The sequence below is a fragment of the Neiella holothuriorum genome, from assembly GCF_019457915.1.
Lineage (GTDB): Bacteria > Pseudomonadota > Gammaproteobacteria > Enterobacterales > Neiellaceae > Neiella > Neiella holothuriorum.
Genome location: NZ_JAHZSS010000024.1, coordinates 46,929 through 70,308, shown reverse-complemented (window position 1 = coordinate 70,308; position 23,380 = coordinate 46,929). Strand labels below are relative to the sequence as shown.

Below are 23,380 nucleotides of genomic sequence, written 5' to 3'. Positions count from 1 at the left end.
GGAGCGGCACATCGGGTTCGAACCGATGACCTCGACCTTGGCAAGGTCGCGCTCTACCAACTGAGCTAGTGCCGCATAGAGTCATACAGTAAAAATTTGGAGCGGCACATCGGGTTCGAACCGATGACCTCGACCTTGGCAAGGTCGCGCTCTACCAGCTGAGCTAGTGCCGCGTTCCTTTAAGCGGATGCGAATTTTACGCAAATTCGGCAATGATGCAAGCCCATAATGACAAATTTCTTAAAATTGGCCTGCAAGCGCCGGTTTATCATGCTTCGGTGCGCAAAAAGTGTTCGCGATAGTAAGCTAATTCAGCAATCGATTCGCGAATATCGTCCATTGCCAAATGAGTGTTTTTCTTGGCATAAGGTGCTAAATCAGGGCGCCAACGGCGTGCGAGCTCTTTTAACGTGCTCACATCGATGTTGCGGTAATGAAAGAATTCACCCAATACCGGCATGTATTTGTAGATAAAACGGCGATCTTGGCCAATGCTATTGCCACACATCGGAGAGGCGCCTGCATCGACATGTTGTTGCAAAAATGCCAAGGTTTCAGCTTCAGCTTGCTGTACCGAGTATTGGCTCTCGCGAATGCGCGCAACCAAGCCCGATCCTGTGTGTGTCCGTGTGCACCACTCATCCATCCCTGCCAAAACGGTGTCGGTTTGGTGAACGGCAATCACTGGGCCTTCAGCAATGAGGTTAAGCTCCGCATCGGTCACAATGGTTGCGATTTCGATGATCACATCAGTCATCGGCTCTAGCCCGGTCATTTCCAGGTCAATCCAGATCAAGCGGTTATCTTTAGCCACAAATGCACTCCTTGAGTTGAAACGGTATTATCATAGCAACGGACAAAGCGAACACCTAACTGGAACCTATCTTGGCCAAACGTAAAAAACTCAGTAAAGGGCAAATCCGCCGGATTCAGCAAAATCGTCAGCGTAAGTTAGCGCGTGCCGAACAAGATGAAACCCCAACGGTTGCCATAGACGATGCTCAACTGGGCAGCGAACAACACGGCTTAGTGATCAGTCGGTACGGCCAGCACGCCGACATCGAAGATGAGCAAGGCAACGCGGTGCGCTGTGACCTTCGCCGAACCGTAGGCTCACTGGTTTGCGGTGACAAGGTGTTGTGGCGTGAAGTGCGATATGACGGCCAAAGCAATGATGGCAAGCGCCGAGGTGTGGTTGAAGCCGTTCAAGAGCGCCATAGCCAGCTCACACGGCCAGATTACTATGATGGCGTGAAAGTCGTAGCCAGTAACATTGACCAAGTGTTTGTGGTCAGTAGTGTGTTGCCCGATTTTTCTGACCAAATTCTCGATCGGTACATCATTGCCACCGAAGACATGGGGCTAACGCCCACGCTTGTAGTCAATAAAATTGAATTGGCTGACGATGCGGTTCGCCAACACATTGATCAGCGCTTGGCGTACTACCAGTCATTGGGCTACCCAACTCTAACCATTAGCTGTAAACAACAAATGGGCACTGACGACCTACTGCCTAAACTCAACGACAATATCAGTATCTTTGTAGGCCAGTCAGGCGTGGGCAAATCTTCGTTGATCAATCAATTGATTCCGGGCGCCAATATCGATGTAGGAGACGTGTCTGAAAACTCAGGTCTCGGCCAGCACACCACCACGGCATCGCGCATGTTGACGTTTCCTGCTGGTGGTCGTCTCATCGACTCCCCGGGAGTGCGTGAATTTGGCTTGTGGCACTTAACGCCAGAGCAAATCCTTAATGGTTACATCGAATTTTTACCACTGATCAGCCAATGTAAATTCCGTGATTGTAAACACCAGAATGACCCAGGCTGCGCCGTTCGGGCGGCAGTTGAAGCGGGTGATATTCCGCAATTTCGCTTCGATAACTACCATAAGATCATGCAAAGTATGGAAGAAAACCGCAGCAATCGGACCTTTGTTCGCTGATCTACGCGCCATGAATGTGTAGACTACAGCGGTCCATTTAATTGAGGTAAACGCGTGTCCATCGATTCCCTGAAGGTTGCTCTACAATATTGTTTTCCACAGCACGGTTTAAGCCGGCTCATCGGTCGCTTTGCGGCGGCAGAGGCGGGCTCAGTGACCACTCATGCCATTCAGTGGTTTATCAAACGCTACAAGGTCGATATGGATGAAGCAGCCAATCCCGATCCTGGCAGCTACAAAACCTTCAACGACTTCTTCACGCGAGCGCTAAAAGAAGGTGCTCGCCCCATTGATGATGGCGCGCAAAGCTTGGTTCATCCGGCAGATGGTGCAGTCAGTCAATGTGGCCCCATCAACAACGGTCAGATTTTCCAAGCCAAAGGTCATGAATACAGTGCCACAGCACTACTTGGCGGCGATGAACAATTAGCAGAGCAGTTTAATCATGGCTCCTTCGCAACCATCTATTTGTCGCCCACCGATTATCACCGAGTCCACATGCCTTGTGATGGGGTTTTGCGCCGGATGATTTACGTGCCGGGTAAATTGTTTTCGGTCAATCCGCTGACCGCACAAAACGTACCGGGGCTGTTTGCTCGCAATGAGCGCGTGGTGTGTATTTTCGATACCCCTGTTGGTCCCATGGCGCAAATTTTGGTGGGCGCGACCATTGTTGCCTCCATGGAAACGGTATGGGCTGGCACCATTACACCACCCGCGGGCAATCAAATCTTCAGCTGGCAGTACCCAGTTGAAGGGCCAACTTCTGTGCACTTAAACAAAGGCGATGAAATGGGCCGCTTTAAATTAGGCTCAACCGTTATCCTGCTATTTGGCCAAGATGCCGTCAGCTTGGCTGACGACTTACAAGCGGAAGCGCCAACCCGCATGGGCCAAGTCATGGCCACCGCGAATCAAGCTGACGCGTAATCGCACGCCATGCAGCCCGTTAGCGCAGCCGACCATCGCAAAGGGCTACTCTCGCTCCATGGTGCCATCCTGTTATTTGGTGGTACCGCTTTATTTTCCCAGCTCATCAGCTTAACCGCTCTCGATATCACCATCATTCGCTGCTTTGTCGCAGCCATCACCCTACTAATGCTTCTGCAGCTTCGCCATGAGCGAATTCGCTTAAGTAGTTGGCGAGACTATGGGTTAGCACTGCTGTTAGGTTTACTGATGGCGAGCCACTGGGTGACCTATTTTGCCGGTATGCAATACGCCGGAGTCGCCATTGGCGTGATTGCCTTATACACCTACCCGCTGATGACGGTATTGATTGAGCCATTACTGCACCGCCAATTGCCGCCCCCCATGGATGCCCTCATGGGCTTTATTGGTTTGTTTGGACTTTGGTTAATCGCTGGTAATACTGGCACTGAGCAACACCCACACATTCTGACGGGCGTCTTCACCGGAGTCCTTTCGGCATTGTTATTCACCGCCCGCAACTTGCTTTACAAATACAAGTTTGCTCACTGCAGTGGTGCTCAGGCGATGTTTTATCAAACGCTGATTGGTGGCTTTGTGCTCGTTGCTTGGTTATCAGATGATTGGCAACACATTGGTGCCCTTGACTGGACTTACTTACTGCTACTAGGCAGTGTGTTCACGGCCTTATCACACGCCTTTTTTACCACCAGCTTGCGCTACCTGAAAGCCAAAACCGTTGGCCTTATTTCTTGCTTACACCCGGTTTATAGCACCGCGCTGGCGGTGTTGGTTTTGGCTGAAGTCCCCACGTGGCGTACCGTAGCGGGTGGCGCATTGGTACTTTCTGCGGCAGCTTATGAAACCTTGCACGGCCATAAACGAGCGCTGCGCTAAAGCTTTTGCTACTTCGGTCTATAGTTTGTAAGGCAAGTCGCTCACCGACGAGTTAAGGCTTACATCAATAAACCGATAATTTTGTCTGATAGTCGAATCAAAAAATGATCCTGCGCAGGTGACGCCCGATGTTGCCACCTAAACTGGCTGTAGTTTTTATAACCGAATCTAAAATTGACGACGGAGCGTTCTATGATCGAGTGGCGTAAACTCGCGATCTGCTTGGCTTTGTTTATAGCAGTGTTGATCATGCCAGCTGACTGGCTGCCATTAGCAGGCCTCAATCCTATTCAGCAGCGCCTGCTGGCGATCTTTGTGCTCGCTGCCGGTTTGTGGATTTTAGAACCAATCCCGGTGTTCGCGACTTCAGTGGTCATCATTACCCTTGAGTTAATGATGCTCTCTAACGCTGGACTGGGCTTTTTAGTCTCGGATTTTAGAGCCGTCGAATTACTGCTGCCCTACACCAGTATTCTGAACGCCCTCAGCTCCCCCATTATTATTCTGTTTTTAGGTGGTTTTGCGCTCGCCGTTGCTGCATCCAAGTACGAATTGGACATTAACTTGGCCCGAGTGCTGCTCAAACCTTTTGGCAATAAGCCGCAATTCGTCATGCTCGGACTGATGATGATCACCGCCGTATTCTCAATGTTTATGAGTAATACCGCCACCACCGTGATGATGCTAGCCATTCTAACGCCGGTATTAGCGGCTGTGCCCGACGGCGATCCCGGCGCTAAAGGCTTAGTGCTGTCAATTCCGGTTGCCGCCAATTTAGGGGGTATAGGCACGCCTATTGGCACCCCGCCCAATGCGATTGCATTGCAATATTTAGAAGGCGGAAACGCCATTAGTTTTAGTACTTGGATGGCATTCGGCGTGCCTTTTGTGGTGGTCATGTTAGCCATTGGCTGGTTTTTACTGACGCGCTTTTTCCCGCCCAAGATGACCGAATTAAACATCAACATTAAGCGCAAGTTTCGCACCTCTCCGCGCGCCATCATTGTCTATATCACCTTTGCCGCCACCATCTTGTTGTGGTTGTCGACCAAGCTTCACGGTATGAACAGCTATGTGGTGGCGATTTTGCCATTGGCCGTGTTCACCGCGACCGGCATCATCAGCAAAGAGGATTTGAAACTATTTAATTGGGATGTGATTTGGCTGGTTGCCGGTGGTATTGCCATTGGTATCGCCTTATCAAAAACAGGGTTAGCCAACGAAATTGCCAACGCGGTTGATTTCACCGTATTGCCTCTCGCGTCAGTGTTCATTGGCCTCGCCATCCTTTGTTATCTGATGGCAAATCTAATGTCGAATACGGCAACGGCCAACTTATTAATGCCCGTCGCGGTGGCCGTTGCAACAACCTTGATTGATGCCGGTCAATTGACCGGAACGACATCATTATTGTTAGTCGTTGCGCTATCGGCTTCAATGGGCATGGTGTTACCGGTCAGCACGCCGCCTAACGCGTTAGCCTATTCCTGCGGAAAAATTAACAATAAAGATATGGCCAAGATTGGCATCGCGATCTCGCTAATTGGTTTGACGGTTATTCTTTGCGCATGTTTACTATCGGTATGAGATAACTGCTTATGACAGCTAGATGGATGTTTTTGCCCACCGCGGCGCCAGTGGCGATCACCCTGAAAACACGCTAATTGCTATTGAGCGGGCGATCGAATTTGACGCCGACGGCATTGAGATTGATGTGCAGTTGGCCGATGACCAAGTCATGGTATTTCATGACCGCTGGTTACACCGCACCACGAATGGTAATGGCCGTTTACGCGATGCCAGTTTTGCGCAATTGCGCCAACTAAAAATTGGTGACGATCAGCAGATCCCAACCTTACTGGAAGTGCTTGACTGCATCCAAGGCCGCTGCCGGCTAAACGTAGAGTTGAAGCATAAAGAAGTCGCCGGTCCGACATTAAACGCACTCGAATTTGCCTGCCAGCAATTAGCCTTCGCGCCACAGCAATTCATCATTTCTAGTTTTCACCACCGCCTGCTCGCCAAACTCAGTCAACAATGGCCGCAATTCGACTACGCTGGACTTACCGCCAGCGTACCGCTTGATTTGGCGGAATTTGCGGCTCGCATCGGTTGCTCAGCCATTCATCTTGATGTTGCTAATCTCGATGATGATTTAATTGCCGACGCTCACCGTCGGGGGCTTCAAGTTCGAGTTTATACCGTGGATGAGATAGACGACGTTTTAAGTCTGCAAGCTCAGGGAGTAGACGGTATTTTCAGCAATTTTCCCGCCCGCGCTATCGCTGCCCTAAAGCAACAATCGTCGTCATGAAGTTGCTCAGAGATTTACAACAGCAATGGGTTGGTGTCATGAGTGTGCTGATTGCCGTGACGGCGTTAGCTACCAGCCAATATCGCAGTGATGTGACGGAGCACAATCGCACGTTGCGATTTGCCGCGTTTGAAATGCTCAAGGAATTGGGCGCCTTGCAGCAATTGGTACACCAAAGTCATTTCAGCGAGACCCCACCGCCGGATTACAACCTGCAAGGCTGGAATCATGTGTTGTTAATCCGAGATTTCAGCGTGTTGCTGCCCGCTCCGGTGCCGGCACAAACAGAGCGGTTAGTCGACCAATGGCAACAACACTGGCCCACACTCACCGAACAGCGCGCCAGCAATGACGCGCTTACTCAGCAAATAACCACCACCCGCGAAGCCGTTACAGCAATGGTCCAAGCGTTAAACTAGCTTCTTGGTTTGACGCGAGCGTACCCAAGTAAACAGCAATGCCATCATCGCTAAACACCAAACTAACGTGGCTCCTGATGGAAGATCCCACCAAGCTGAGACTAACAGACCCGCCGCATAAGCAGCCACAGACAAGCCATAGCCAATCCACAGACGAGCTTTATGATTGGCGAGTTGATGCGTGGCTAACGGCACCATAATCAAACTAGCAAACACCAGATAAACGCCAACCAAATCGACGGCACTGGTAATCGCTAACGCGAATATAGGGTAAAACCAAACGCCATTGAGCAAGTTACTTTTGAACCATAGCAACGCCAATACCAACGCGACGATAACGCCATGCCACAGCAACACATCCCAGGTCGCCCACAAGATCGAGCCAGACAGGGTTTGCTTCAGCAATTCACCACCGTGCGGATCGTGTGATAACACCAATAATCCGGCAGTAGCGGCTAACACGTAAAAACAGCCAATCACCGCCTCAAGCTGATGTCGAATTCGCTTTTCCAACGCCGCCAACAACAAGCCTGCAGCCATCGCAAATGCCACTGAGATCAGGTACTCAACACCGTGAAATAAATCAACCAGATGCAGTTGATGGGCAATCACAATACCGAGCGCTGCAACCTGCGCAATCGCTAAATCGATAAAGATAATGCCTCGGCGTAGCACCTGATGGCCCAGCGGTACGTGGGTAAGTACCACCAATAAACCGGCCACAAGGGCCGGTATTAGTATCGGGAGTAACTCAATCATGCGCGCTTACACTTTGCAGCAGTTGCTCAATGACCGACTGATACAGAGCGAACAGATCCTGCATTTCCGGCTTATTGGGATCAACGCTGTACGCCAACCTCATCGCCGGCACGCCGGTCTTGGTCGCCAACCAGTTCGCACCTTTATCATCGTGGTAGTCACTAAAAATAATGAGAGCGAACGGTTGCTGCTGTTGCAAACTGACCAGCGAAGCCAAATGACCACTGCTGGGCGGTAAGCCAGGCTTGGGCTCTAAGTCACCAACTTGTTCGATGTTCAGCCAATCAAACAAGTAGCGATAACTGGTGTGATAGGCCACCACCGCGGTGCCTTTTAGCGGCTTTGCTTGGGCCGATAACTGCCCAATATGCTGTTGCCAACGCATTAGAAAGTCATCCAATCGTTGTTGGTACAGCGCTGCGTGTTCGCCATCCAATTGCTGCAATCGCGCCGCTAACGCTTTGGCGATCGAAGCTATCCGCGAAGGAGACCAATGAACATGCGGATTGCCTCCGGCATGAACATCGCCCATTGAACGATCAACCTGCTCTTGTACATCCAAACGCTCAACCTGCTCGGCAGCATAAAATGCGCCGGGCTGACCATCACGAATAGCCGGATTATTGGCACGCATTTGCAAAGCGGGCAACCAACCAATTTCAAGTTCAGAGCCCGAGCAGATAAACAAATCGGCTCGGCGTAACTTGGCAATCAAACTCGGTCGCGCCTGTACAAAATGCGGATCTTGATAAGCCGTAGTCGCGCTGCTGATATTGGCATCGGGCGCTAACTCGCGAGCTAGCGCAGCCCATTCTGGCTCACAGGCAAAAATATTCATTGCCTGCGCTGGGCTAGCGAGTAGCAGCCCAACAACCCACAGGCCAACGAGCTTAGAATGTATGCGCACCGTGATCTCCTATCGCCATGGTGTATTGCAGGCTGATCACATCATCTTCTTCGCCATCAATACTTTCGTCACGAGTAAACTGTAGACGCAGCGAGGAGAAGTGCGAGTGGTTGTACTGAATCATCGCATCGTACGCTTTTGGCTTGTATTCATGCTCGTCATAAGCGGCATCAACATCAATTTCGCTGTAACGAACACCGGCGCTCCAATTTGGCGACCATTGATAAACCAGTGAGGTGTACCAGCCAGTGTTCTTGGCATCAAAGGCTTCCCACTCACCTTCTTCTTCATGATCATCGTGGTCTTCGTCATGTTCTTCGTGAGCAATGCGGCCGTCTTCGTCGGCTTGAATCCACTCGGTCTGCCAGGTTAATGACTCATATTTGTAGTTACCGCCAGGTGCCCACTTAAACACTAAGTCAGCAACATAGAAGTCTTTGTCCCCGTCAAAATCGCAGAACTCAACGACTTCATGCTCGTGTTCATCATGATCTTCTTCTTCATCATGATCGTGACTAGAACATTCGTTTGGATCATTGTCCGTGCGCAACCAAGCTAAGCCAGCTTGCCAACTAGTGCTGTCTGAAATGTCACCACCAAACTTTGCATAGGCAACTTGGCTGCCCACGGTATCACCAGATGAGGCAGGGTACTGGCCACCAGCAAATGCTTCGGCACCCAACTCAACATAGATATCCGTTGGTGCAACCCAGTTCAGGCGAACACCATCATCATAGTAATGACGACCGAGCAAGCCACGGTAGGCGATTGGGCGGTCAACAAAGGAGTCAGTGTGTGCATGCTTACTGTTGAGGTAGCCAACATTCGACAAGAAACGACCCGCACGAACACTCAAGCCATACGGCATGCCCATGGTTTGAACAAAGGCTTCTTCGATTTCAACTTCGGTCGAGTCATCGTGCTCTTCCAGCACAACGGTCAATTTGCCGTAGAACATATCGTCTACAGCACCGGACAGAGCGAGCTCGGTGTGATCTAACCAGAAACCGTCTTCTGGGCCACCCGCGTGGTCTCCATCTACAGGTAACGCGCCGATACCTTCAAAGTCATTGTCGCGAGAGGTAAAGCCAGCATTAAGAATGGCACTGATGTTAATGAGGCTTTTATCTTGCTGTTGAACTGCGTCTTGCTCTTGTGCAGTGACCGCTACAGAAAAAATTGATGTAGCGACCGCAGTTGCCAGCATTGTTGGAATAAATCGCATTTGTGTTTGCTCCCAAAGCGCAACGGCATAGCCCACCGCTGCGAGTGTGTTATTTAAAGACAATAAGTGATGAAATTTATAGCGTTTAAATTACAACTGGGGGGCCACGGCAACCCATGCCAGAAGCAGGGGCCTGCGGAATGGTTACAATCGCTTGCTGACGTCTCACAAAACAAAGCAAGACTAAAGCGGCAACTAACTCAGGAGAAGGTGACGAAGACGCCACCGAGCTTTTTGCTAAACACAAGGTACACACATGCTGATCATCTCCTTCATGGACATGATCGGCGCTGTGCCAGCTGGCTGCTAGCTGCAATCCAATTAAAGCAACCATCAAGATGGCATATAGCCATGTTAATCGGTTTGCTTGAATACCTTGAGTCATCGTTTCCTAGAAACAGCGATTTAGCGCTCTAAATGAGCCTGTTCAAAACCTGAACATCGTAGGCGCGCTATGCTAATCGGCTAGTGAATGAGAATCAATGACAAAACGAAGACAGTTTCGTCACAGAATGTTACATCACCACATAAAATAAGTCCGAAATTGTGACGCCGTATCGGCTCATAAATCCTGTCAAAAACTCGGATTTCCCACCCCATTAACAGCCACAAAAACACAATAACAACCTATAGTTAACAACACTTCGGGTCAGCACAGACTAGTCTGTTAAAAAAAGATCTCGATCAACCTAAGTTCAGGTGCGTATAAGTACCATTAATACGACCCTAAAAAATAACTAAATAGAGCCAGTTCTTGGGAGAACTTAAGTGGACATAATCACAACCGATATCGCCATCGTAGGCGCCGGGGGTGGAGGCTTGCGTGCCGCCATTGCTGCCGCTGAGAAGTACCCTGATTCGAGTGTCGCTTTAATTTCCAAAGTCTACCCGATGCGCAGCCACACCGTGGCAGCGGAAGGGGGTTCGGCGGCGGTAATTCAAGATCACGATACGCTAGACAATCACTTCAACGATACGGTCGCCGGTGGCGACTGGCTATGCGACCAAAATGTCGTGGAGTATTTCGTTGAACACTCAACCGAAGAAATGCTGCAACTGGAGCATTGGGGCTGCCCTTGGAGTCGAAAAGAAAGCGGCCACATTAATGTTCGCGCGTTTGGCGGCATGAAGATTGAGCGAACCTGGTTTGCCGCTGATAAAACCGGCTTCCACATGCTCCACACCTTATTTCAAACCTCCACCAAATACAGCAATATCACTCGCTACGATGAGTATTTCTGCCACGATTTATTGGTCGAAGACGGCGAAGTGAAAGGCTTGGTTATGATTAACCTGGCCGAAGGTACCTTCCATGTCATTCGCGCCAAATCCGTCATATTTGCCACTGGCGGCGCGGGTCGAGTCTATCGCTACAACACCAATGGCGGCATCGTCACGGGTGACGGCATGGCGCTGGCTTATCGCCACGGCGTTGCGCTGCGCGATATGGAGTTTGTTCAGTACCATCCAACAGCACTCCCCGGCACCGGCATTTTGATGACCGAAGGCTGTCGTGGTGAAGGCGGCATTTTAGTTAACAAAGACGGCTACCGCTATTTGCAAGACTACGGCATGGGCCCCGAAACGCCGTTGGGGCAAACCAAAAACAAATACATGGAGCTAGGCCCTCGTGATCGGGTATCACAAGCGTTCTGGCACGAAGAGAAAAAAGGCAACATGATCGACTCCAAGTGGGGCACGGTCAGTCACCTCGACTTGCGTCACCTGGGCGAAGATAAAATCAATGAGCGGCTGCCATTCATTCGTGAATTGGCCAAAGCTTATGTCGGTGTTGACCCTGTCCATGAGCCGATTCCTGTACGGCCAACCGTGCATTACACCATGGGTGGAATTTGTGTTGATCCAAATTGTGAAACAAGCCTCAAAGGCTTATTTGCAGTGGGCGAATGTGCCAGCTCCGGTTTGCACGGCGCCAATCGGCTGGGCTCAAACTCACTGGCCGAATTAGCAGTGCTTGGCCGTGTTGCAGGAGAGAAAGCGGCGGAGCGAGCACTCACTGCCTGCCATATTTCTGAGCAACAAGCCATCGCTCAGGCGCAAGCCTCTCAGCAACAAGCAGAAGCACTATTAAAAGATTCAAACGGTACTGAAAAGCTTGGTGACTTACGCCAGCAGCTGATCGAAACCATGGAAGCTGGCGTTGGCATCTACCGTGAAGAAGGGCTGATGCAAACCGCTATCGATGAACTTGCCGATCTACGAAAACGCCTTGGCAACCTCAAGTTGGATGATGAGTCCACGGTATTCAATACCGAGTGGCTCAACGCCATTGAGTTTGGTTACATGCTGGATGTGGCCACAGTCATGGCTCATTCCGCTTTACACCGCAAAGAGTCCCGCGGCTCCCATCAACGCATTGATGGATACGAAAAACGCGATGATGACAAATACTTGAAGCACACCCTCGCCTTCTGCAATGACAGTGGCGTGCCCGATATTCAATATCAAGATGTTGTGATCACTAAGTCGCAACCGAAAGAGCGCGTTTATGGCGCGGCCGCTGAAGCGCAAGCTGAGGCAGAAGCAAAAGCGGGAGGTGAGCAATGAGTCAGGCAATGATGCGCGTGACGGTGCAACGTTACCGTCCGGAGCAAGATGACGCTCCGTTTATGCAAGAGTTTGAAGTGCCTTACGCCGACGACATGTCGGTCATTGATGCACTTCACTACATCAAAGATAACCTTGATGGCACGCTGAGTTATCGCTGGTCTTGCCGCATGGCAATCTGCGGATCATGTGGCTACATGGTGAATGGTGTACCCAAGTTAGGGTGCAAAACGTTCCTGCGCGATTATCTCAACACCGGGCTCACCGTTGAATCGTTGGCGAACTTTCCCATCGAACGGGATCTGGTGTCCGACATCGGTGACTTTGTCGAAAAACTTGAAGAAGTGAAACCCTACATCATTCGTCAAGATGCAGTTTCGGTACAAGATGGTGAGCACCTACAAACGCCCGCGCAACTTACCCGTTATCGCCAATACAGCCTCTGTATCAATTGCGGCTTGTGCTATGCCGCATGCCCACAATATGGCTTAAACAATGAGTTTATGGGGCCGGCAGCACTGACCTTGTTACACCGTTACAATCAAGATTCACGCGATCAAGGTCGTGATGAGCGAATTGATATTGTAAATGCTGAAGAAGGCGTTTGGGGCTGTACGTTCGTGGGCTATTGCTCGGAAGTCTGTCCGAAAGGTGTCGATCCAGCAGCAGCCATTCAACAAGGCAAAGTCGAAAGCAGTAAAGACTTTGTGATGTCTAAGCTTCGCCCGCGGAGGTCATCATGAGTAAGCGCAAACCTTATGTAAAACCAATGACCGCTAGTTGGTTTTTAAACAATCGCTTCCATACGCTATACATGCTGCGCGAGGGAACCAGCGTATTCGTTGGCTTATACTCGTTGATTTTGCTGTGGGGCTTAGCCGCGCTCGTGAAAGGCGAAGCGGCTTGGAATGGCTGGCTGGGGCACTTACAAAACCCCGTTTACATAGTATTTCATGTCATTGCCTTGGTCGCGTGTTTGTACCACGCCATCACCTGGTTCTCATTGGCGCCCAAAGCCATGCACCTACAAAAAGGCGATCAAAAACTAACGGATAAGCCCGTGGTCATTGTGCATTACGTGGCCTTTGTTGTTGCCAGCGTTGTGATCATTGGCGTTGTCGCCTTAGGAGGTGCCGCATGAGTAAGCACAGTAAACAATACCAGCGCGCTGATGAGCCCATCTTTTGGGGCCTGTTTGGTGCTGGCGGCGTAGTTGCCGCTTTTGCAACACCGGCGCTCATTCTCATCACCGGATTGCTGGTGCCGCTTGGTGTGTTGCAGTTGGATTACGCCAGCGTCAATGCTTTTGCCAGCAATTGGTTCGGCAAACTAATATTGATCGCCGTGATCGCTTTTCCCATGTGGCATGCTTGCCACCGGATTTATCACGCCATGCACGATTTAAAAGTCGATGTCGCTCGCGGCTTCTTTAAAGTGTTTTGGTATGGCATGGCATTTGTGGTCACCATTGCTGCAGGCGCTTACCTTATCGCCATCTAGCAACCTGATTTGCCACTAAAAAAGCCACCGAATACGGTGGCTTTTTAATGTCTAGCGGTTTGCCATTGCTACAGGTTGCTGGCGTGGCCTAACTGGTTCCAAGCCTCTTGCAGGAGCATACTGGAAGTTCGTAAGTTAGGCTCGCGATGGATACCGAGCAATTGGATTAAGCTGAAATCCGAACCGCCGCATAAGTGGCCATCTCGAGAAAATCTGACTTCAGCTTGAGCGCCCGTCAGCACTTGTTGGGTGAAATTGCGTACATAGCGCTGTTTACCTTGGCGTAAACCAATAAAGGGTAGGTAGGCATCAATTCGGCCAGTCGCAATTTCGACCCACTGCATCTGGCGTAATAGACTCTCTTCTGCATTCACATCTTGCCGCACATTATTCACCAGCAACGGCATGTAGCCGAGTTTGCGACGAATGCGCTCAGACAACTGATTGACTTCATTTTGAGGCAAAGATGGAATACGCACCGATGTGGTACCAAAGCGAAGTTGCCAGTCTGTGCGCGTATGCAGTTGCGCAATGCGACCACATATTAAGAAGAAGGCCAGCACATCGCCATTCGCGACCGGAAATGAAAAACTAATTTGAGGTGAGGACAAACCGTCCCACTCAACAATGCCGCCGTTCCAGCATTCAAACAAAGTAATCATGGTGTCACCCACATTGCTCGTCATCTCCCTGACAAATCCTCCAACTGCCAGCCAAAGGCGCAACACTGCGTCCGCTCGCCCTATTAACTTTAGTCAAGTTCTCATCAAACTCTAACGTTGAGACAAATTAGTTAACGCCAGCAGGGCAAAATATGGGGCACCTCAAGTTATCGCAAAGGTCGTAGCTATTTTTATCAACTAACCCTATGAATCAGAGAATTTGATGCTACTGCCTTCGCAGCATTCGCTAGCTGTCGTAAATGTTTAACAACAACTTGCTAATTTGAACGCGCTAATCATGAGGGAAAAGAAATGGATACTGTCGTCGAAGCCGAAATTGAGCGTCGCGGAAGTAACGCGCTGGTTCGCCTAACACAGGCACAAGAACTCAGTGTTCACGCTATGCAAAAGCTTGGTTGGGATATTTGGTTTGTCCGTATGACTCAACGTGGGCCACTCGCCGTATTGTGCCGAGGCGAAGCAATTTGTACCGTAGACCACTTAGGCAATGCTAGTTTTTCGCCAACCATCACCATACGCCAACACGACTAATCTCCGCCTTTGCTGAGCGATACGGTTAAGCTCTATCGACCGGAAAAGCGATCACATCACTGATGGCAGCGGCGTCCTGCTGCAACATCAACAGGCGGTCAATCCCCAATGCAACGCCAGAGCAAGCCGGTAAGCCGGCCTCTAATGCTTGCAGAAATAATTCATCCACCGGCGCTTGTGGCAAGCCATGTTGTTGACGATAGTGATTGTCAGCAGCAAATCGAGCGCGTTGCTCACTGGCATCTTGCAACTCACGAAAGCCATTGGCTAACTCAATCCCTCTGAAGTAAAGCTCAAAGCGATCTGCCGTGCGGGGGTCATTGTGGTTAAGTTCCGCTAACGCAGCTTGCGACGCGGGAAACCCATAAACAAACACAGGTCGTTGCTGACCGATGCGCGGTTCAATCGCCATGCTAAACAATAATTGCAGTAAGGTATCGCGATCCGTTTCGTGGTGAGCTAAGTCGGCACAGCTAGCAGGCGCAACTTGTTGCAACTCGGTCAGGCTGGCGATCAGCGGATCAACATTCAAATGAGTCAAAAAGGCTTGTTGATACGTCATGCGATCACACTCATCAGCACCAATCACCAGCGTCATTAACTCGGCCATTTCAGTCATTAGCGCGTGATGATCAAAGTCCGGTCGGTACCATTCAAGCATTGTAAATTCGGGGTTGTGAAAGCGCCCCTGCTCTTCATTGCGGAAAGATTTGCAGATCTGATAAATAGGCCCACTGCCCGCACACAGCAATCGCTTCATATGAAACTCAGGAGATGTGGTCAGGTACAAGGCTTGTTGCTGCGCTTGCTGAGGGGAATCGAATTGGGTGACAAAATTCTGCAAATGGATATCGCAAACAGCCGCTTGCGACATCACAGGCGTTTCCACTTCCAGCACATCTCGGTCAGCAAAAAAGCGTCGAATACTGGCCAGTAATTGAGCACGCGCAATCAGCATGGCGCGAGTCATCGTAGGCTGCCAACAGCCTAAGGTTTTGGAGTGGTTCATGGCGTAAAATCAAAGACCTGAAATCATAGCAACCGGCACTGCAGCATGTGACAGCACGGCATAACGGCGTGGTGGCAAGGTTATCACTATTTGCCGGCCACGGCTCGATATTTGGTCTGCGGCGCCCAGTACCAGATGCCAATTATAATCAGCATCCAGCATCACAACCTGCGATGATTTACCACGGTTAATGAACACCTGAACTTGCTGCTCTGGCAACGTACGGCAATAGCCCAATACATCCTCGGGCAGATCGGAATCAAATGCCAAGGTTCCCGTGCGAAGCGCTGGAAACTGGTGACGCAACTTGGTCACTGCACGCACGAATGCCAACATGCCTTGGTCGATTAGCTCGGGTTGATGCCATGGGTACGCAGCCCGACAATGGGGATCATCCTCGCCAGTCATGGCAATTTCATCACCGTAATAGATGCAAGGCGCTCCCGGCATCGTCATCTGGAATAAAAAGGCTTGCTGCAAGGCGTGACGATCTTCGCGCAAAATCCATAACGGCCGTGCCATGTCGTGGCTGCCAAGTAAGTTAAATTGAGCTTGAGTGATCTGCCAATCTTGCGCTGCAACCATGTTGTCTATGGATTGGGTAAAGTCCTCGGTTGATAACTGCTTCAGCGGCAAGCTGTTCTTGTGATAATCCTCGCGCAAGGCATGGTGGCCAAAGTAGCTTAACGTCAGGCTACAAAATTCGTAGTTCATGGTGGCATCAAACATATCGCCTTGTAGCCAATGCGTGGCGCGCTGCCAAATTTCACCGCAAATATAAGCTTCCGGATTAATGGCTTTGACGCGCCGACGAAACTCACGCCAAAATTCATCATCATCAATCTCGCAGGGCACATCTAGCCGCCAGCCATCAATTCCGAATTTCAGCCAGTACTCAGCCACTTCAAATAGATAGTTCCGCACACCGGGGTTAGCGATATTAAACTTAGGCAAAGCTGGCAAGCCCCACCATGCTTGATAATTAGGAGGATTGTCTTCGTCAGCGTGATAAGGGCGCAGTGGCCAGTCTTCCACTAAAAACCAATCGAGATAAGGTGAATCGTCACCATTTTCCAGAATATGGTGAAACGCCCAAAATCCGCGGCTGGCATGGTTGAACACACCATCGAGCATCACTTTAATACCACGCAAATGCGCTTCATCCAGCAGCTTGCGCAGCGCTTTATCGCCGCCGAGTAATGGGTCTACCTGAAAATAGTCAAAGGTGTGATAACGATGATTACAGGCAGAACTAAAAATAGGATTCAGGTATATCGCATTGATGCCAAGTTTCGCTAAGTAATCGAGTCGATCAACAATGCCGTAGAGATCGCCGCCCTGAAACCCTTGCTCTGCCGGATCGGCGCCCCAAGGTTTTAACTGGATCCCTGCGGGTAAATGGTTGCCGCCGAAACGAGCGAAGCGATCGGGGAAAATCTGATAGAAAATGGCATGTTTAACCCACTCAGGCGTCTGGCTCATAGTTAGGACCTACGAATCGTTGTTGCATGAATCTGCTCGCTCGAAATGCAGCCGTATAAGAAACAAAGAGCGGGAAATGAGTATTTAGTATAGCAATCTAAAACTAGAGCAAGAGGCTAACTTGATTGCATTTTTATTGATGAATTAATACCAAAGGTCTGCCCAAACAAGCTGCCATTTTTACGTGTGAAGGGCGCCAGTCAGATAGAAAAAAGGCTAACGTAAACGCTAGCCTTCTCATCAATATTTGCCTGCAGCAGGTTCTCTTTATTGACCCGCCAACTTGGTGATCTGATCAACATAGTCAGCAACAGCTTGCTTATCAGCTTCTGTCACGCTGGCAAATTGCTCAGTGAGTTGCTGAGTCGTTTCAAGTAGGCTGAGCATGGCTTCTTTTTGCTCGGCCGTCATGTTGGGATCATTACGGATATCAGCAATTTCCTTGCTGAAATCTTGCTTGATGGTGGCTTGTTGTGAAGCGCCATAAGCCAGCATAATCTGCTCGCCGACTTGCGACCAATGCGCGGCCGAATTAAAGCCATGACTGGCCAGTACTCGCAACATGTCTTGATATAAAGGATTGTTGGTGATGTCGCTAGCGGCTTGATCGTCGTCGAAAAATGACTGAGCATCCAACGCCAATAGCTCGTCTTGGTGTTGTTTGGTCCACTGTTGAACCGCTTGGTAACTTGCCAGCCATTGACCAACTTGCACCTTGTTCAGATCGGCAGCATGCAATTGCACACTGAACAGCAACATTAAACCCGCTAAAACCTTTACCACGCGTGCCATGCTTAATCCTTATTTTCAATCAGACGACACTCACCAGCGATGGTGAGTGCACATGCTTACGACTCGTTTACCAAGCTTACTTTACGCGAGAAACATATTCCGCGCTGCGAGTATCAACTTTAATGACTTCGCCAATTTGGATGAACAGAGGGACCCGAACCACTGCGCCAGTGGTTAATGTTGCAGGCTTACCACCCGTACCGGCCGTGTCACCTTTCAGGCCCGGATCAGTTTCGGTCACTTCTAACTCTACGAAGTTAGGCGGTGTTACCGTAATTGGCGAACCATTCCAGAGCGTTAGGGTGCATAAATCTTGCTCCACTAACCATTTTTCATTGTCACCAACAGCTTTAGCATCAGCAGCCAATTGCTCAAAGGTGTCATTGTTCATGAAGTGCCAGAATTCACCATCGTTATAGAGGTAGGCCAGTTCAACGTCCATCACGTCAGCGGCTTCAACGGTCTCGCCAGACTTAAACGTTTTTTCCAGCACTTTGCCAGAGATCAGCTTGCGGATTTTCACGCGGTTAAAGGCTTGGCCTTTACCCGGCTTTACAAATTCATTTTCAATGATGGAGCAAGGCTCGCCATCCAACATTAACTTCATGCCAGAGCGAAACTCATTGGTGCTAAACGTAGCCATGGATACCTCAGATCAGGTTCAAAACGAAAAACCCGCCAATCATACAAGAAAACCAGCCATCTGGCAGCACTATTGGGGTCACATCTTTTGGCCCTAACTTGCATTAGATCAAAGCTGACTATAAGGTTCGCGTCATGAAAACGACCCAGCCCATCGAAACCTGCGATCAGCCCCCGTGGCAATGGCAACTCAAGCATGCCATTAGCTCACCGGAGCAACTATTGCAGCAACTTCAGTTAACACCTGAGCAGGTCGGCCTAGGCCAGGCAAGACGATTATTTCCTTTGCGTGTACCGAAAGCGTTTGTTGAAAAAATGCGCAAAGGCGATGCCAACGATCCGCTATTTAGGCAAATTTGGCCCGATGATGCTGAATTCGAACACGTCCCCGGTTACCAGCTCGATCCGCTACAAGAGCACGACTCTCCCGTACCCGGTGTTATCCACAAATATAAAAGCCGGCTGTTATTGGTGGTTCGAGGTGGCTGTGCGGTCAATTGCCGCTATTGCTTTCGCCGCCATTTTCCATACGGCGACAACAAACCAACAGAGCACCATTGGCAACCCGCCATTGATTACATCGAAAAGCACAGCGAGCTTAACGAAGTCATTTTAAGCGGCGGCGATCCTCTCATGGCCAATGATCAGCAGTTATCACAACTGCTCGATCAACTCGAGCAGATCCCCCACCTCAAGCGGCTACGGATCCATACTCGCTTGCCAGTCATGATCCCGGAGCGATTGACCCTTGGGCTTAAACAGCGGCTACAAACGTCTCGGTTGCAAACGGTGTTAGTGCTTCATATCAACCACCCGAACGAAATCGATGAGCGCCTGCAAAGTTCGCTGGCACCGTATAAACAGGCTGGTATTTGGTTGCTCAATCAATCGGTTCTGCTGGCCGGCGTGAATAACAATGCAGCCACGCTAGTCGCACTCAGCGAAGCGCTGTTTGACGCGGGTGTTCAGCCCTATTACCTGCACTTATTAGACCCTGTGGCACAAACTGCGCACTTCGATATGCCAGAAGCTCATGCCCAACAATTAGTGCATAGCATGCTGGCGCAATTGCCCGGCTTTCTGGTGCCCAAATTGGTACGAGAAATAGCTGGCGAAGCCAGTAAAACCCCATTGGATTTAAGGATGGAAAAATGACCGCAATCGATCATCAACAGGTTGTAATCAAGCTGCAAGAAGAGCTCAAAGGCCTATACCGAAAATGCGTCGATGCTGACAACAAGCTCAGTCAAATACGTGCCCAAGGCATGGGAAAATTTTCAGCGTTGTTCGGTGAGGAATCACCGTTTGATGTGCAATCGAAAACCTTCAGCGACTATCTTGCTGAAACAGCAGCTGACGTTGCTGCATTCGAGCAGATGTCCGCCGACGATGTCGAGCAATGGCAAGATCGCCTGGCTAAAATTCTAACCAAGCTGCAGGCAATCCACCAATTGCTGGCGCAGTTCAAAAAGCTTTGAAACGCCTGATTACTGCTGCCAGTTGGTCACGTTAAAGGCTTCTGGCAGCCAACCGCGTAATGTCCCAGAGACATCGCCGACGAAGCAAACCCGGCTACGATCTTTTACTTTCGCCAACGCGGTTTTGATTTCATGAATCAATTCATCGCGGTCGTTGGCGTTCAATACGAACATATCAATGCCGTCCTGCGTTTTCGCATCAACACGACTTAACGCATCTAGCGCACCAACACCAACAGGCGTTAGCTCGACTTTATTGTCAATCACATGGCCACCAGACCAGCAACAATACAATTGCTTTTGTTCGAATTGGGTGTCGAACACCATGTAAGACACGTTGCCCTGCTCTGGTTTGTCCATGCCCAACATATCCAATACGGCATCAGTGCATTCGGCACTGGCTGTATTGTCAATCAACTCACTTGAAATCATGTTTGTCTCCTAGGTGTTAAGGTGTCATTTCTGGGTGTCAAAAATTCACCACTAACGACTTGCAAACAAGATCTATACCAATAAGTAACAATCAACTAATGCACTGTTTAATAAGTAAAAATAAAATCAACCCTACCACCTTGGAGCGATTTCTAGCGATCATTTTCAAGCGATGTTCTTGTTGTATTGATTGCAGAGGCAAGCCATCGCCGCCGCAAGTAACGCGCATTCGGCGCAATTCATCCGCGACTCTGGCCGTATTTGATCCACCGCTCAGAACCATCCCGTCGGTCAACCGTTACAACCGTCCGTACCTACCGCTTTGGTAATCGCCATGTCATGCTGTGCACTATAAAAACAACACAGAGCTACCCACATGACTAAACCATTTCTCTGGGGCATCATCGGCCCCGGCCGAATCGCCCATCGTTTTGCACAAGCACTCGCTCATAGCGGCTGTGGCAACTTGCACGCTGTTGCAAGCCGCAACCAAGATCGCGCCCGCTCGTTTGCGCAGCAGTACAACGCCGCCGTTTACTATGACAATTATCAGCAAATGATTGCCGATCCGGAGATCGACGGCATTTATATAGCCACGCCGCATAACTTTCATTTTGACGCCGCCAAACGTTGTTTAGAAGCCGGTAAGCCCGTGCTGTGTGAAAAACCACTCACTGTAAACACAGCACAAACTCAGCGCTTAATTGAGCTGGCTCAGCAACATCAAACGTTTTTAATGGAAGCGTTGTGGACCCGCATGCTGCCGGTTTACCAACAAGTAAGACAATGGCTCGACAGCAACGCCATTGGCGACGTTAAGCTGGTGCAATCTAACTTTGGCTTTTGCATCGATCGCAACCAAGAAGATCGCCTGCTCAACCCTGAACTCGCCGGTGGCGTGTTGCTCGACATGGGAGTTTACAACCTTTCGATGAGCGACTGGGTTTATGGCCGAGGGCCTATCTCCACCCAAGTAACAGGTATGATTGGCGATACTGGTGTCGATGAATTAATGGCCGTTAATTTAGACTTTGGCCACGGCCAATTCGGCCAATTTACTTGCAACTTCCTGTGCAAAACGGACAACCACTTAACCATTTATGGCAGCAAAGGCCATATTCGAGTGGATCAAATGTTCTGGGATACCGGGCGAGCAAAATTGGTGGTCGAGCAGCAACCAGATGTCGAATTCGATCAACCTTATGATGCATCAGGGTTTGAATATCAGATCATGGAAGCCGAGCGCTGTATTCGCGCGGGGTGGCTAGAATCACCAGAAATACCTCATGCCACAACCCTCCGAACCGTTGAAGCAATTGACCGGTTAAGAACCTTGGTAGGCCTTCCGAAATAACCCAAAGGTTATTTGTGAGGGACGATTTAGCGCCTGCGTGATTCGGCGATGTTAGCTCTTACAGGCATCGCCGATAGCTTGCACTGATTCGCGCCGTACCAATTCGAAATCAATCAAGTGACGATAGTCGGAGCGACGTAACGTTCGGTCGCTCGTTAGCTTGCCCGAGCGGATCAACTCAATGGCACATTCAGCCATTTCGGCAATCGGCTGGCGAATGGTGGTGAGCGGCGGCCACAGACTCGAGGCAATTTCCACATCATCAAAGCCCGCCACAGACACATCTTCTGGCACACCTAAACCATGAATATGCGCGGCCGACGTAACAGCGGCGGCCATGTCATCATTGCTGGCAAATATCGCCGTTGGCCGATTCACTAATCCTAATAGTTTGCTTGCGGCTTGCAGGCCAGATTTATAAGTAAAGTAACCTTGCTCAATGTGTTCAGGCGGGCAATTAATACGATTCGAGCGCATCGCATCCAAAAAACCCTGATAACGTAATCGGCTGGTGCCGTGATTCGGATGACCAATAATAAAGCCAATATCACGATGGCCCGCTTGAATGAGTTCTTGCGTCATGTCGTAGGCGGCTTGGTAGTCGTCCATGCACACATAAGGCGACGCTTCTAAGTCGGCATTTGGGGCAATGCGAACAAACGGCGTACCGCTTTGTTTTAAGGTTCCGAGGATTTCTGGCACATCACACAGTGGCGGCAGTAAGATCACCCCATCCACTCGCGTGCTGGCGACAAAGTCACGTGTCATTCGCACCTTGTCTTGCGAACTCCCCTGACATTGATCAATCACCAAGTGATAACCCGTCGCACGACAGCGCTTAAGCGCTCCCAATAAGAATTGGCTCACGTAGCCTTGACTCGGATTGTCGTATAACAAGCCAATAAAATAACTCTTAGAGCCTGCAAGCTGGCGGGCAGAAATATTAGGCCGGTAATTGAGAGCCTGCACCGCATCCATCACCTTTGCTCGCGTCTTATCACTCACTTTGACGTCTTGGTTTAGCACCCGTGAGACCGTCATTTTAGAGACGCCAGCCCGATCGGCCACATGCTGGATAGTAATGTTCTTTTGCTCTGATCTCATCGCTCAAGACGGCCTTTTTAAATGCGTACCAATCAACTTAATGTTAGCAGTAACATAACCACTATAGCTGACCAGCATTGCCGAGAAGAAGTTGCTGAAAGAATAACTCAAACTAGTTGTCAAACAACACACTTTTTACAGGACTTCAGCGACAGATACCAAAATGAGCATGTTTTACGGAAAATATCGGCTTGGACTTTAATAGTTCATGATGCTCTCAACACGGCAAAACCATCTCGATTATCCGAGCTATTTTCAAAAAACTTAGCACTGAAGGTAAGTGACTACCGGTTAAATAAACAGCGCCAAATCAAATTAAAACCAATAGAATGATAACGATAACATTCATGCTATGCAGTCATAATAGCTTGCTATCGAGCAAAGCTCAGAGCGGAGTCTAATCGGGC

The 23,380-nt window shown here is 49.8% G+C and carries 26 protein-coding genes and 2 tRNA genes; 14 read left to right on the top strand and 14 right to left on the bottom strand.

Annotated elements, in window-relative coordinates; genetic code table 11:
* Positions 1-2: 2 nt before the first annotated feature.
* The 3 genes from K0504_RS16165 to orn form a co-directional block, all read right to left on the bottom strand.
* Positions 3-75 (bottom strand) — tRNA-Gly (locus K0504_RS16165).
* A 22-nt stretch (positions 76-97) separates the two neighbouring features.
* Positions 98-173 (bottom strand) — tRNA-Gly (locus K0504_RS16160).
* Between the two features lie 95 nt (positions 174-268).
* Positions 269-814, bottom strand: coding sequence for an oligoribonuclease (orn, locus tag K0504_RS16155; protein ID WP_220105192.1), 546 nt, complete (start codon positions 812-814; stop codon positions 269-271).
* A gap of 71 nt (positions 815-885) precedes the next feature.
* Here orn and rsgA point away from each other — a divergent pair, with 71 nt between their 5' ends.
* The 6 genes from rsgA to K0504_RS16125 all read left to right on the top strand — a co-directional run bounded on the left by rsgA (position 886) and on the right by K0504_RS16125 (position 6,507).
* Positions 886-1,947: a small ribosomal subunit biogenesis GTPase RsgA gene (gene rsgA / locus K0504_RS16150; RefSeq protein ID WP_220105191.1), complete on the top strand. Its 1,062-nt coding sequence runs from the start codon at positions 886-888 to the stop codon at positions 1,945-1,947.
* A 60-nt stretch (positions 1,948-2,007) separates the two neighbouring features.
* Entirely contained in the window at positions 2,008-2,877 is an 870-nt protein-coding gene (gene asd / locus K0504_RS16145) for an archaetidylserine decarboxylase (protein ID WP_220105197.1), read from the top strand.
* 9 nt (positions 2,878-2,886) lie between these two features.
* On the top strand, positions 2,887-3,774 hold the full coding sequence (locus K0504_RS16140; protein ID WP_220105190.1) for a DMT family transporter: 888 nt from the start codon (positions 2,887-2,889) through the stop codon (positions 3,772-3,774).
* Between the two features lie 192 nt (positions 3,775-3,966).
* Positions 3,967-5,361, top strand: coding sequence for an SLC13 family permease (locus K0504_RS16135; protein WP_220105189.1), 1,395 nt, complete (start codon positions 3,967-3,969; stop codon positions 5,359-5,361).
* A gap of 22 nt (positions 5,362-5,383) precedes the next feature.
* Positions 5,384-6,088, top strand: a complete 705-nt coding sequence (locus tag K0504_RS16130; protein ID WP_220105188.1) for a glycerophosphodiester phosphodiesterase — start codon at positions 5,384-5,386, stop codon at positions 6,086-6,088.
* A complete protein-coding gene (locus K0504_RS16125; protein WP_220105187.1) occupies positions 6,085-6,507 on the top strand; it encodes a hypothetical protein in 423 nt (140 codons plus the stop codon). The genes K0504_RS16130 and K0504_RS16125 overlap by 4 nt, the downstream gene beginning before the upstream one ends.
* On the opposite strand, the gene K0504_RS16120 is transcribed toward K0504_RS16125, so the two are convergent.
* The 4 genes from K0504_RS16120 to K0504_RS16105 form a co-directional block, all read right to left on the bottom strand.
* Complete coding sequence (locus K0504_RS16120) at positions 6,499-7,266, bottom strand: metal ABC transporter permease (protein WP_220105186.1); 768 nt, start codon at positions 7,264-7,266, stop codon at positions 6,499-6,501. The two genes, K0504_RS16125 and K0504_RS16120, sit on opposite strands and share 9 nt — an antisense overlap.
* A complete protein-coding gene (locus K0504_RS16115; protein ID WP_318837994.1) occupies positions 7,259-8,173 on the bottom strand; it encodes a metal ABC transporter solute-binding protein, Zn/Mn family in 915 nt (304 codons plus the stop codon). The genes K0504_RS16120 and K0504_RS16115 overlap by 8 nt, the downstream gene beginning before the upstream one ends.
* Complete coding sequence (locus K0504_RS16110) at positions 8,157-9,398, bottom strand: hypothetical protein (RefSeq protein ID WP_220105185.1); 1,242 nt, start codon at positions 9,396-9,398, stop codon at positions 8,157-8,159. The genes K0504_RS16115 and K0504_RS16110 overlap by 17 nt, the downstream gene beginning before the upstream one ends.
* Positions 9,399-9,483: 85 nt before the next feature.
* The gene (locus K0504_RS16105; RefSeq protein WP_220105184.1) at positions 9,484-9,783 is read right to left on the bottom strand and encodes a hypothetical protein; all 300 of its coding nucleotides are present in this window, start codon (positions 9,781-9,783) and stop codon (positions 9,484-9,486) included.
* 383 nt (positions 9,784-10,166) lie between these two features.
* Here K0504_RS16105 and frdA point away from each other — a divergent pair, with 383 nt between their 5' ends.
* Genes frdA through frdD form a run of 4 tightly spaced genes read left to right on the top strand, consistent with a single transcriptional unit; the run spans position 10,167 to position 13,466 of the window.
* Positions 10,167-11,966 carry a fumarate reductase (quinol) flavoprotein subunit gene (gene frdA / locus K0504_RS16100; RefSeq protein ID WP_220105183.1) on the top strand — a complete coding sequence of 600 codons (1,800 nt, stop codon included), beginning with the start codon at positions 10,167-10,169 and terminating at the stop codon, positions 11,964-11,966.
* The gene (locus K0504_RS16095; protein WP_220105182.1) at positions 11,963-12,709 is read left to right on the top strand and encodes a succinate dehydrogenase/fumarate reductase iron-sulfur subunit; all 747 of its coding nucleotides are present in this window, start codon (positions 11,963-11,965) and stop codon (positions 12,707-12,709) included. The genes frdA and K0504_RS16095 overlap by 4 nt, the downstream gene beginning before the upstream one ends.
* On the top strand, positions 12,706-13,107 hold the full coding sequence (locus K0504_RS16090) for a fumarate reductase subunit C (protein WP_220105181.1): 402 nt from the start codon (positions 12,706-12,708) through the stop codon (positions 13,105-13,107). Before K0504_RS16095 ends, K0504_RS16090 begins: the two co-directional genes overlap by 4 nt.
* A complete protein-coding gene (frdD, locus tag K0504_RS16085; RefSeq protein ID WP_220105180.1) occupies positions 13,104-13,466 on the top strand; it encodes a fumarate reductase subunit FrdD in 363 nt (120 codons plus the stop codon). The genes K0504_RS16090 and frdD overlap by 4 nt, the downstream gene beginning before the upstream one ends.
* A gap of 68 nt (positions 13,467-13,534) precedes the next feature.
* On the opposite strand, the gene K0504_RS16080 is transcribed toward frdD, so the two are convergent.
* Positions 13,535-14,152, bottom strand: coding sequence for a hypothetical protein (locus tag K0504_RS16080; protein WP_220105179.1), 618 nt, complete (start codon positions 14,150-14,152; stop codon positions 13,535-13,537).
* A gap of 288 nt (positions 14,153-14,440) precedes the next feature.
* On the opposite strand from K0504_RS16080, the gene K0504_RS16075 reads away from it, so the two are divergent.
* Positions 14,441-14,680: a hypothetical protein gene (locus K0504_RS16075; RefSeq protein WP_220105178.1), complete on the top strand. Its 240-nt coding sequence runs from the start codon at positions 14,441-14,443 to the stop codon at positions 14,678-14,680.
* A gap of 25 nt (positions 14,681-14,705) precedes the next feature.
* Here K0504_RS16075 and epmA read toward each other — a convergent pair whose 3' ends face one another.
* From epmA to efp, 4 genes are all read right to left on the bottom strand, one after another.
* Positions 14,706-15,689, bottom strand: coding sequence for an elongation factor P--(R)-beta-lysine ligase (gene epmA, locus K0504_RS16070; RefSeq protein WP_220105177.1), 984 nt, complete (start codon positions 15,687-15,689; stop codon positions 14,706-14,708).
* A gap of 9 nt (positions 15,690-15,698) precedes the next feature.
* Positions 15,699-17,171 carry a glycoside hydrolase family 13 protein gene (locus K0504_RS16065; protein WP_220105176.1) on the bottom strand — a complete coding sequence of 491 codons (1,473 nt, stop codon included), beginning with the start codon at positions 17,169-17,171 and terminating at the stop codon, positions 15,699-15,701.
* Positions 17,172-17,438: 267 nt separating this feature from the next.
* Positions 17,439-17,963, bottom strand: a complete 525-nt coding sequence (locus K0504_RS16060) for a hypothetical protein (protein WP_220105175.1) — start codon at positions 17,961-17,963, stop codon at positions 17,439-17,441.
* A 76-nt stretch (positions 17,964-18,039) separates the two neighbouring features.
* A complete protein-coding gene (gene efp, locus K0504_RS16055; RefSeq protein WP_220105174.1) occupies positions 18,040-18,606 on the bottom strand; it encodes an elongation factor P in 567 nt (188 codons plus the stop codon).
* A 134-nt stretch (positions 18,607-18,740) separates the two neighbouring features.
* Between efp and epmB the strand changes: the two genes are divergently transcribed.
* Both epmB and K0504_RS16045 read left to right on the top strand, forming a co-directional pair.
* The gene (gene epmB / locus K0504_RS16050) at positions 18,741-19,760 is read left to right on the top strand and encodes an EF-P beta-lysylation protein EpmB (RefSeq protein WP_220105173.1); all 1,020 of its coding nucleotides are present in this window, start codon (positions 18,741-18,743) and stop codon (positions 19,758-19,760) included.
* Complete coding sequence (locus tag K0504_RS16045; protein WP_220105172.1) at positions 19,757-20,083, top strand: prephenate dehydrogenase; 327 nt, start codon at positions 19,757-19,759, stop codon at positions 20,081-20,083. The genes epmB and K0504_RS16045 overlap by 4 nt, the downstream gene beginning before the upstream one ends.
* Before the next feature lie 9 nt (positions 20,084-20,092).
* On the opposite strand, the gene K0504_RS16040 is transcribed toward K0504_RS16045, so the two are convergent.
* Complete coding sequence (locus K0504_RS16040) at positions 20,093-20,515, bottom strand: hypothetical protein (RefSeq protein ID WP_220105171.1); 423 nt, start codon at positions 20,513-20,515, stop codon at positions 20,093-20,095.
* 376 nt (positions 20,516-20,891) lie between these two features.
* On the opposite strand from K0504_RS16040, the gene K0504_RS16035 reads away from it, so the two are divergent.
* A complete protein-coding gene (locus tag K0504_RS16035; RefSeq protein ID WP_220105170.1) occupies positions 20,892-21,869 on the top strand; it encodes a Gfo/Idh/MocA family protein in 978 nt (325 codons plus the stop codon).
* Positions 21,870-21,920: 51 nt separating this feature from the next.
* Here K0504_RS16035 and K0504_RS16030 read toward each other — a convergent pair whose 3' ends face one another.
* Positions 21,921-22,973: a LacI family DNA-binding transcriptional regulator gene (locus K0504_RS16030; protein WP_220105169.1), complete on the bottom strand. Its 1,053-nt coding sequence runs from the start codon at positions 22,971-22,973 to the stop codon at positions 21,921-21,923.
* Between the last annotated feature and the right edge of the window lie 407 nt (positions 22,974-23,380).

Coding starts and splice junctions, on each gene's coding strand:
- K0504_RS16030 (WP_220105169.1), bottom strand. CDS start 22,973: ATGAGATCAGAGCAAAAGAACATTACTATCCAGCATGTGGCCGATCGG.
- K0504_RS16105 (WP_220105184.1), bottom strand. CDS start 9,783: ATGACTCAAGGTATTCAAGCAAACCGATTAACATGGCTATATGCCATC.
- epmB (WP_220105173.1), top strand. CDS start 18,741: ATGAAAACGACCCAGCCCATCGAAACCTGCGATCAGCCCCCGTGGCAA.
- K0504_RS16095 (WP_220105182.1), top strand. CDS start 11,963: ATGAGTCAGGCAATGATGCGCGTGACGGTGCAACGTTACCGTCCGGAG.
- K0504_RS16130 (WP_220105188.1), top strand. CDS start 5,384: ATGGATGTTTTTGCCCACCGCGGCGCCAGTGGCGATCACCCTGAAAAC.
- K0504_RS16110 (WP_220105185.1), bottom strand. CDS start 9,398: ATGCGATTTATTCCAACAATGCTGGCAACTGCGGTCGCTACATCAATT.
- K0504_RS16040 (WP_220105171.1), bottom strand. CDS start 20,515: ATGATTTCAAGTGAGTTGATTGACAATACAGCCAGTGCCGAATGCACT.
- K0504_RS16135 (WP_220105189.1), top strand. CDS start 3,967: ATGATCGAGTGGCGTAAACTCGCGATCTGCTTGGCTTTGTTTATAGCA.
- frdD (WP_220105180.1), top strand. CDS start 13,104: ATGAGTAAGCACAGTAAACAATACCAGCGCGCTGATGAGCCCATCTTT.
- K0504_RS16075 (WP_220105178.1), top strand. CDS start 14,441: ATGGATACTGTCGTCGAAGCCGAAATTGAGCGTCGCGGAAGTAACGCG.
- K0504_RS16060 (WP_220105175.1), bottom strand. CDS start 17,963: ATGGCACGCGTGGTAAAGGTTTTAGCGGGTTTAATGTTGCTGTTCAGT.
- K0504_RS16090 (WP_220105181.1), top strand. CDS start 12,706: ATGAGTAAGCGCAAACCTTATGTAAAACCAATGACCGCTAGTTGGTTT.
- K0504_RS16045 (WP_220105172.1), top strand. CDS start 19,757: ATGACCGCAATCGATCATCAACAGGTTGTAATCAAGCTGCAAGAAGAG.
- K0504_RS16035 (WP_220105170.1), top strand. CDS start 20,892: ATGACTAAACCATTTCTCTGGGGCATCATCGGCCCCGGCCGAATCGCC.
- epmA (WP_220105177.1), bottom strand. CDS start 15,689: ATGAACCACTCCAAAACCTTAGGCTGTTGGCAGCCTACGATGACTCGC.
- K0504_RS16120 (WP_220105186.1), bottom strand. CDS start 7,266: ATGATTGAGTTACTCCCGATACTAATACCGGCCCTTGTGGCCGGTTTA.
- K0504_RS16125 (WP_220105187.1), top strand. CDS start 6,085: ATGAAGTTGCTCAGAGATTTACAACAGCAATGGGTTGGTGTCATGAGT.
- K0504_RS16080 (WP_220105179.1), bottom strand. CDS start 14,152: ATGACGAGCAATGTGGGTGACACCATGATTACTTTGTTTGAATGCTGG.
- K0504_RS16065 (WP_220105176.1), bottom strand. CDS start 17,171: ATGAGCCAGACGCCTGAGTGGGTTAAACATGCCATTTTCTATCAGATT.
- efp (WP_220105174.1), bottom strand. CDS start 18,606: ATGGCTACGTTTAGCACCAATGAGTTTCGCTCTGGCATGAAGTTAATG.
- K0504_RS16140 (WP_220105190.1), top strand. CDS start 2,887: ATGCAGCCCGTTAGCGCAGCCGACCATCGCAAAGGGCTACTCTCGCTC.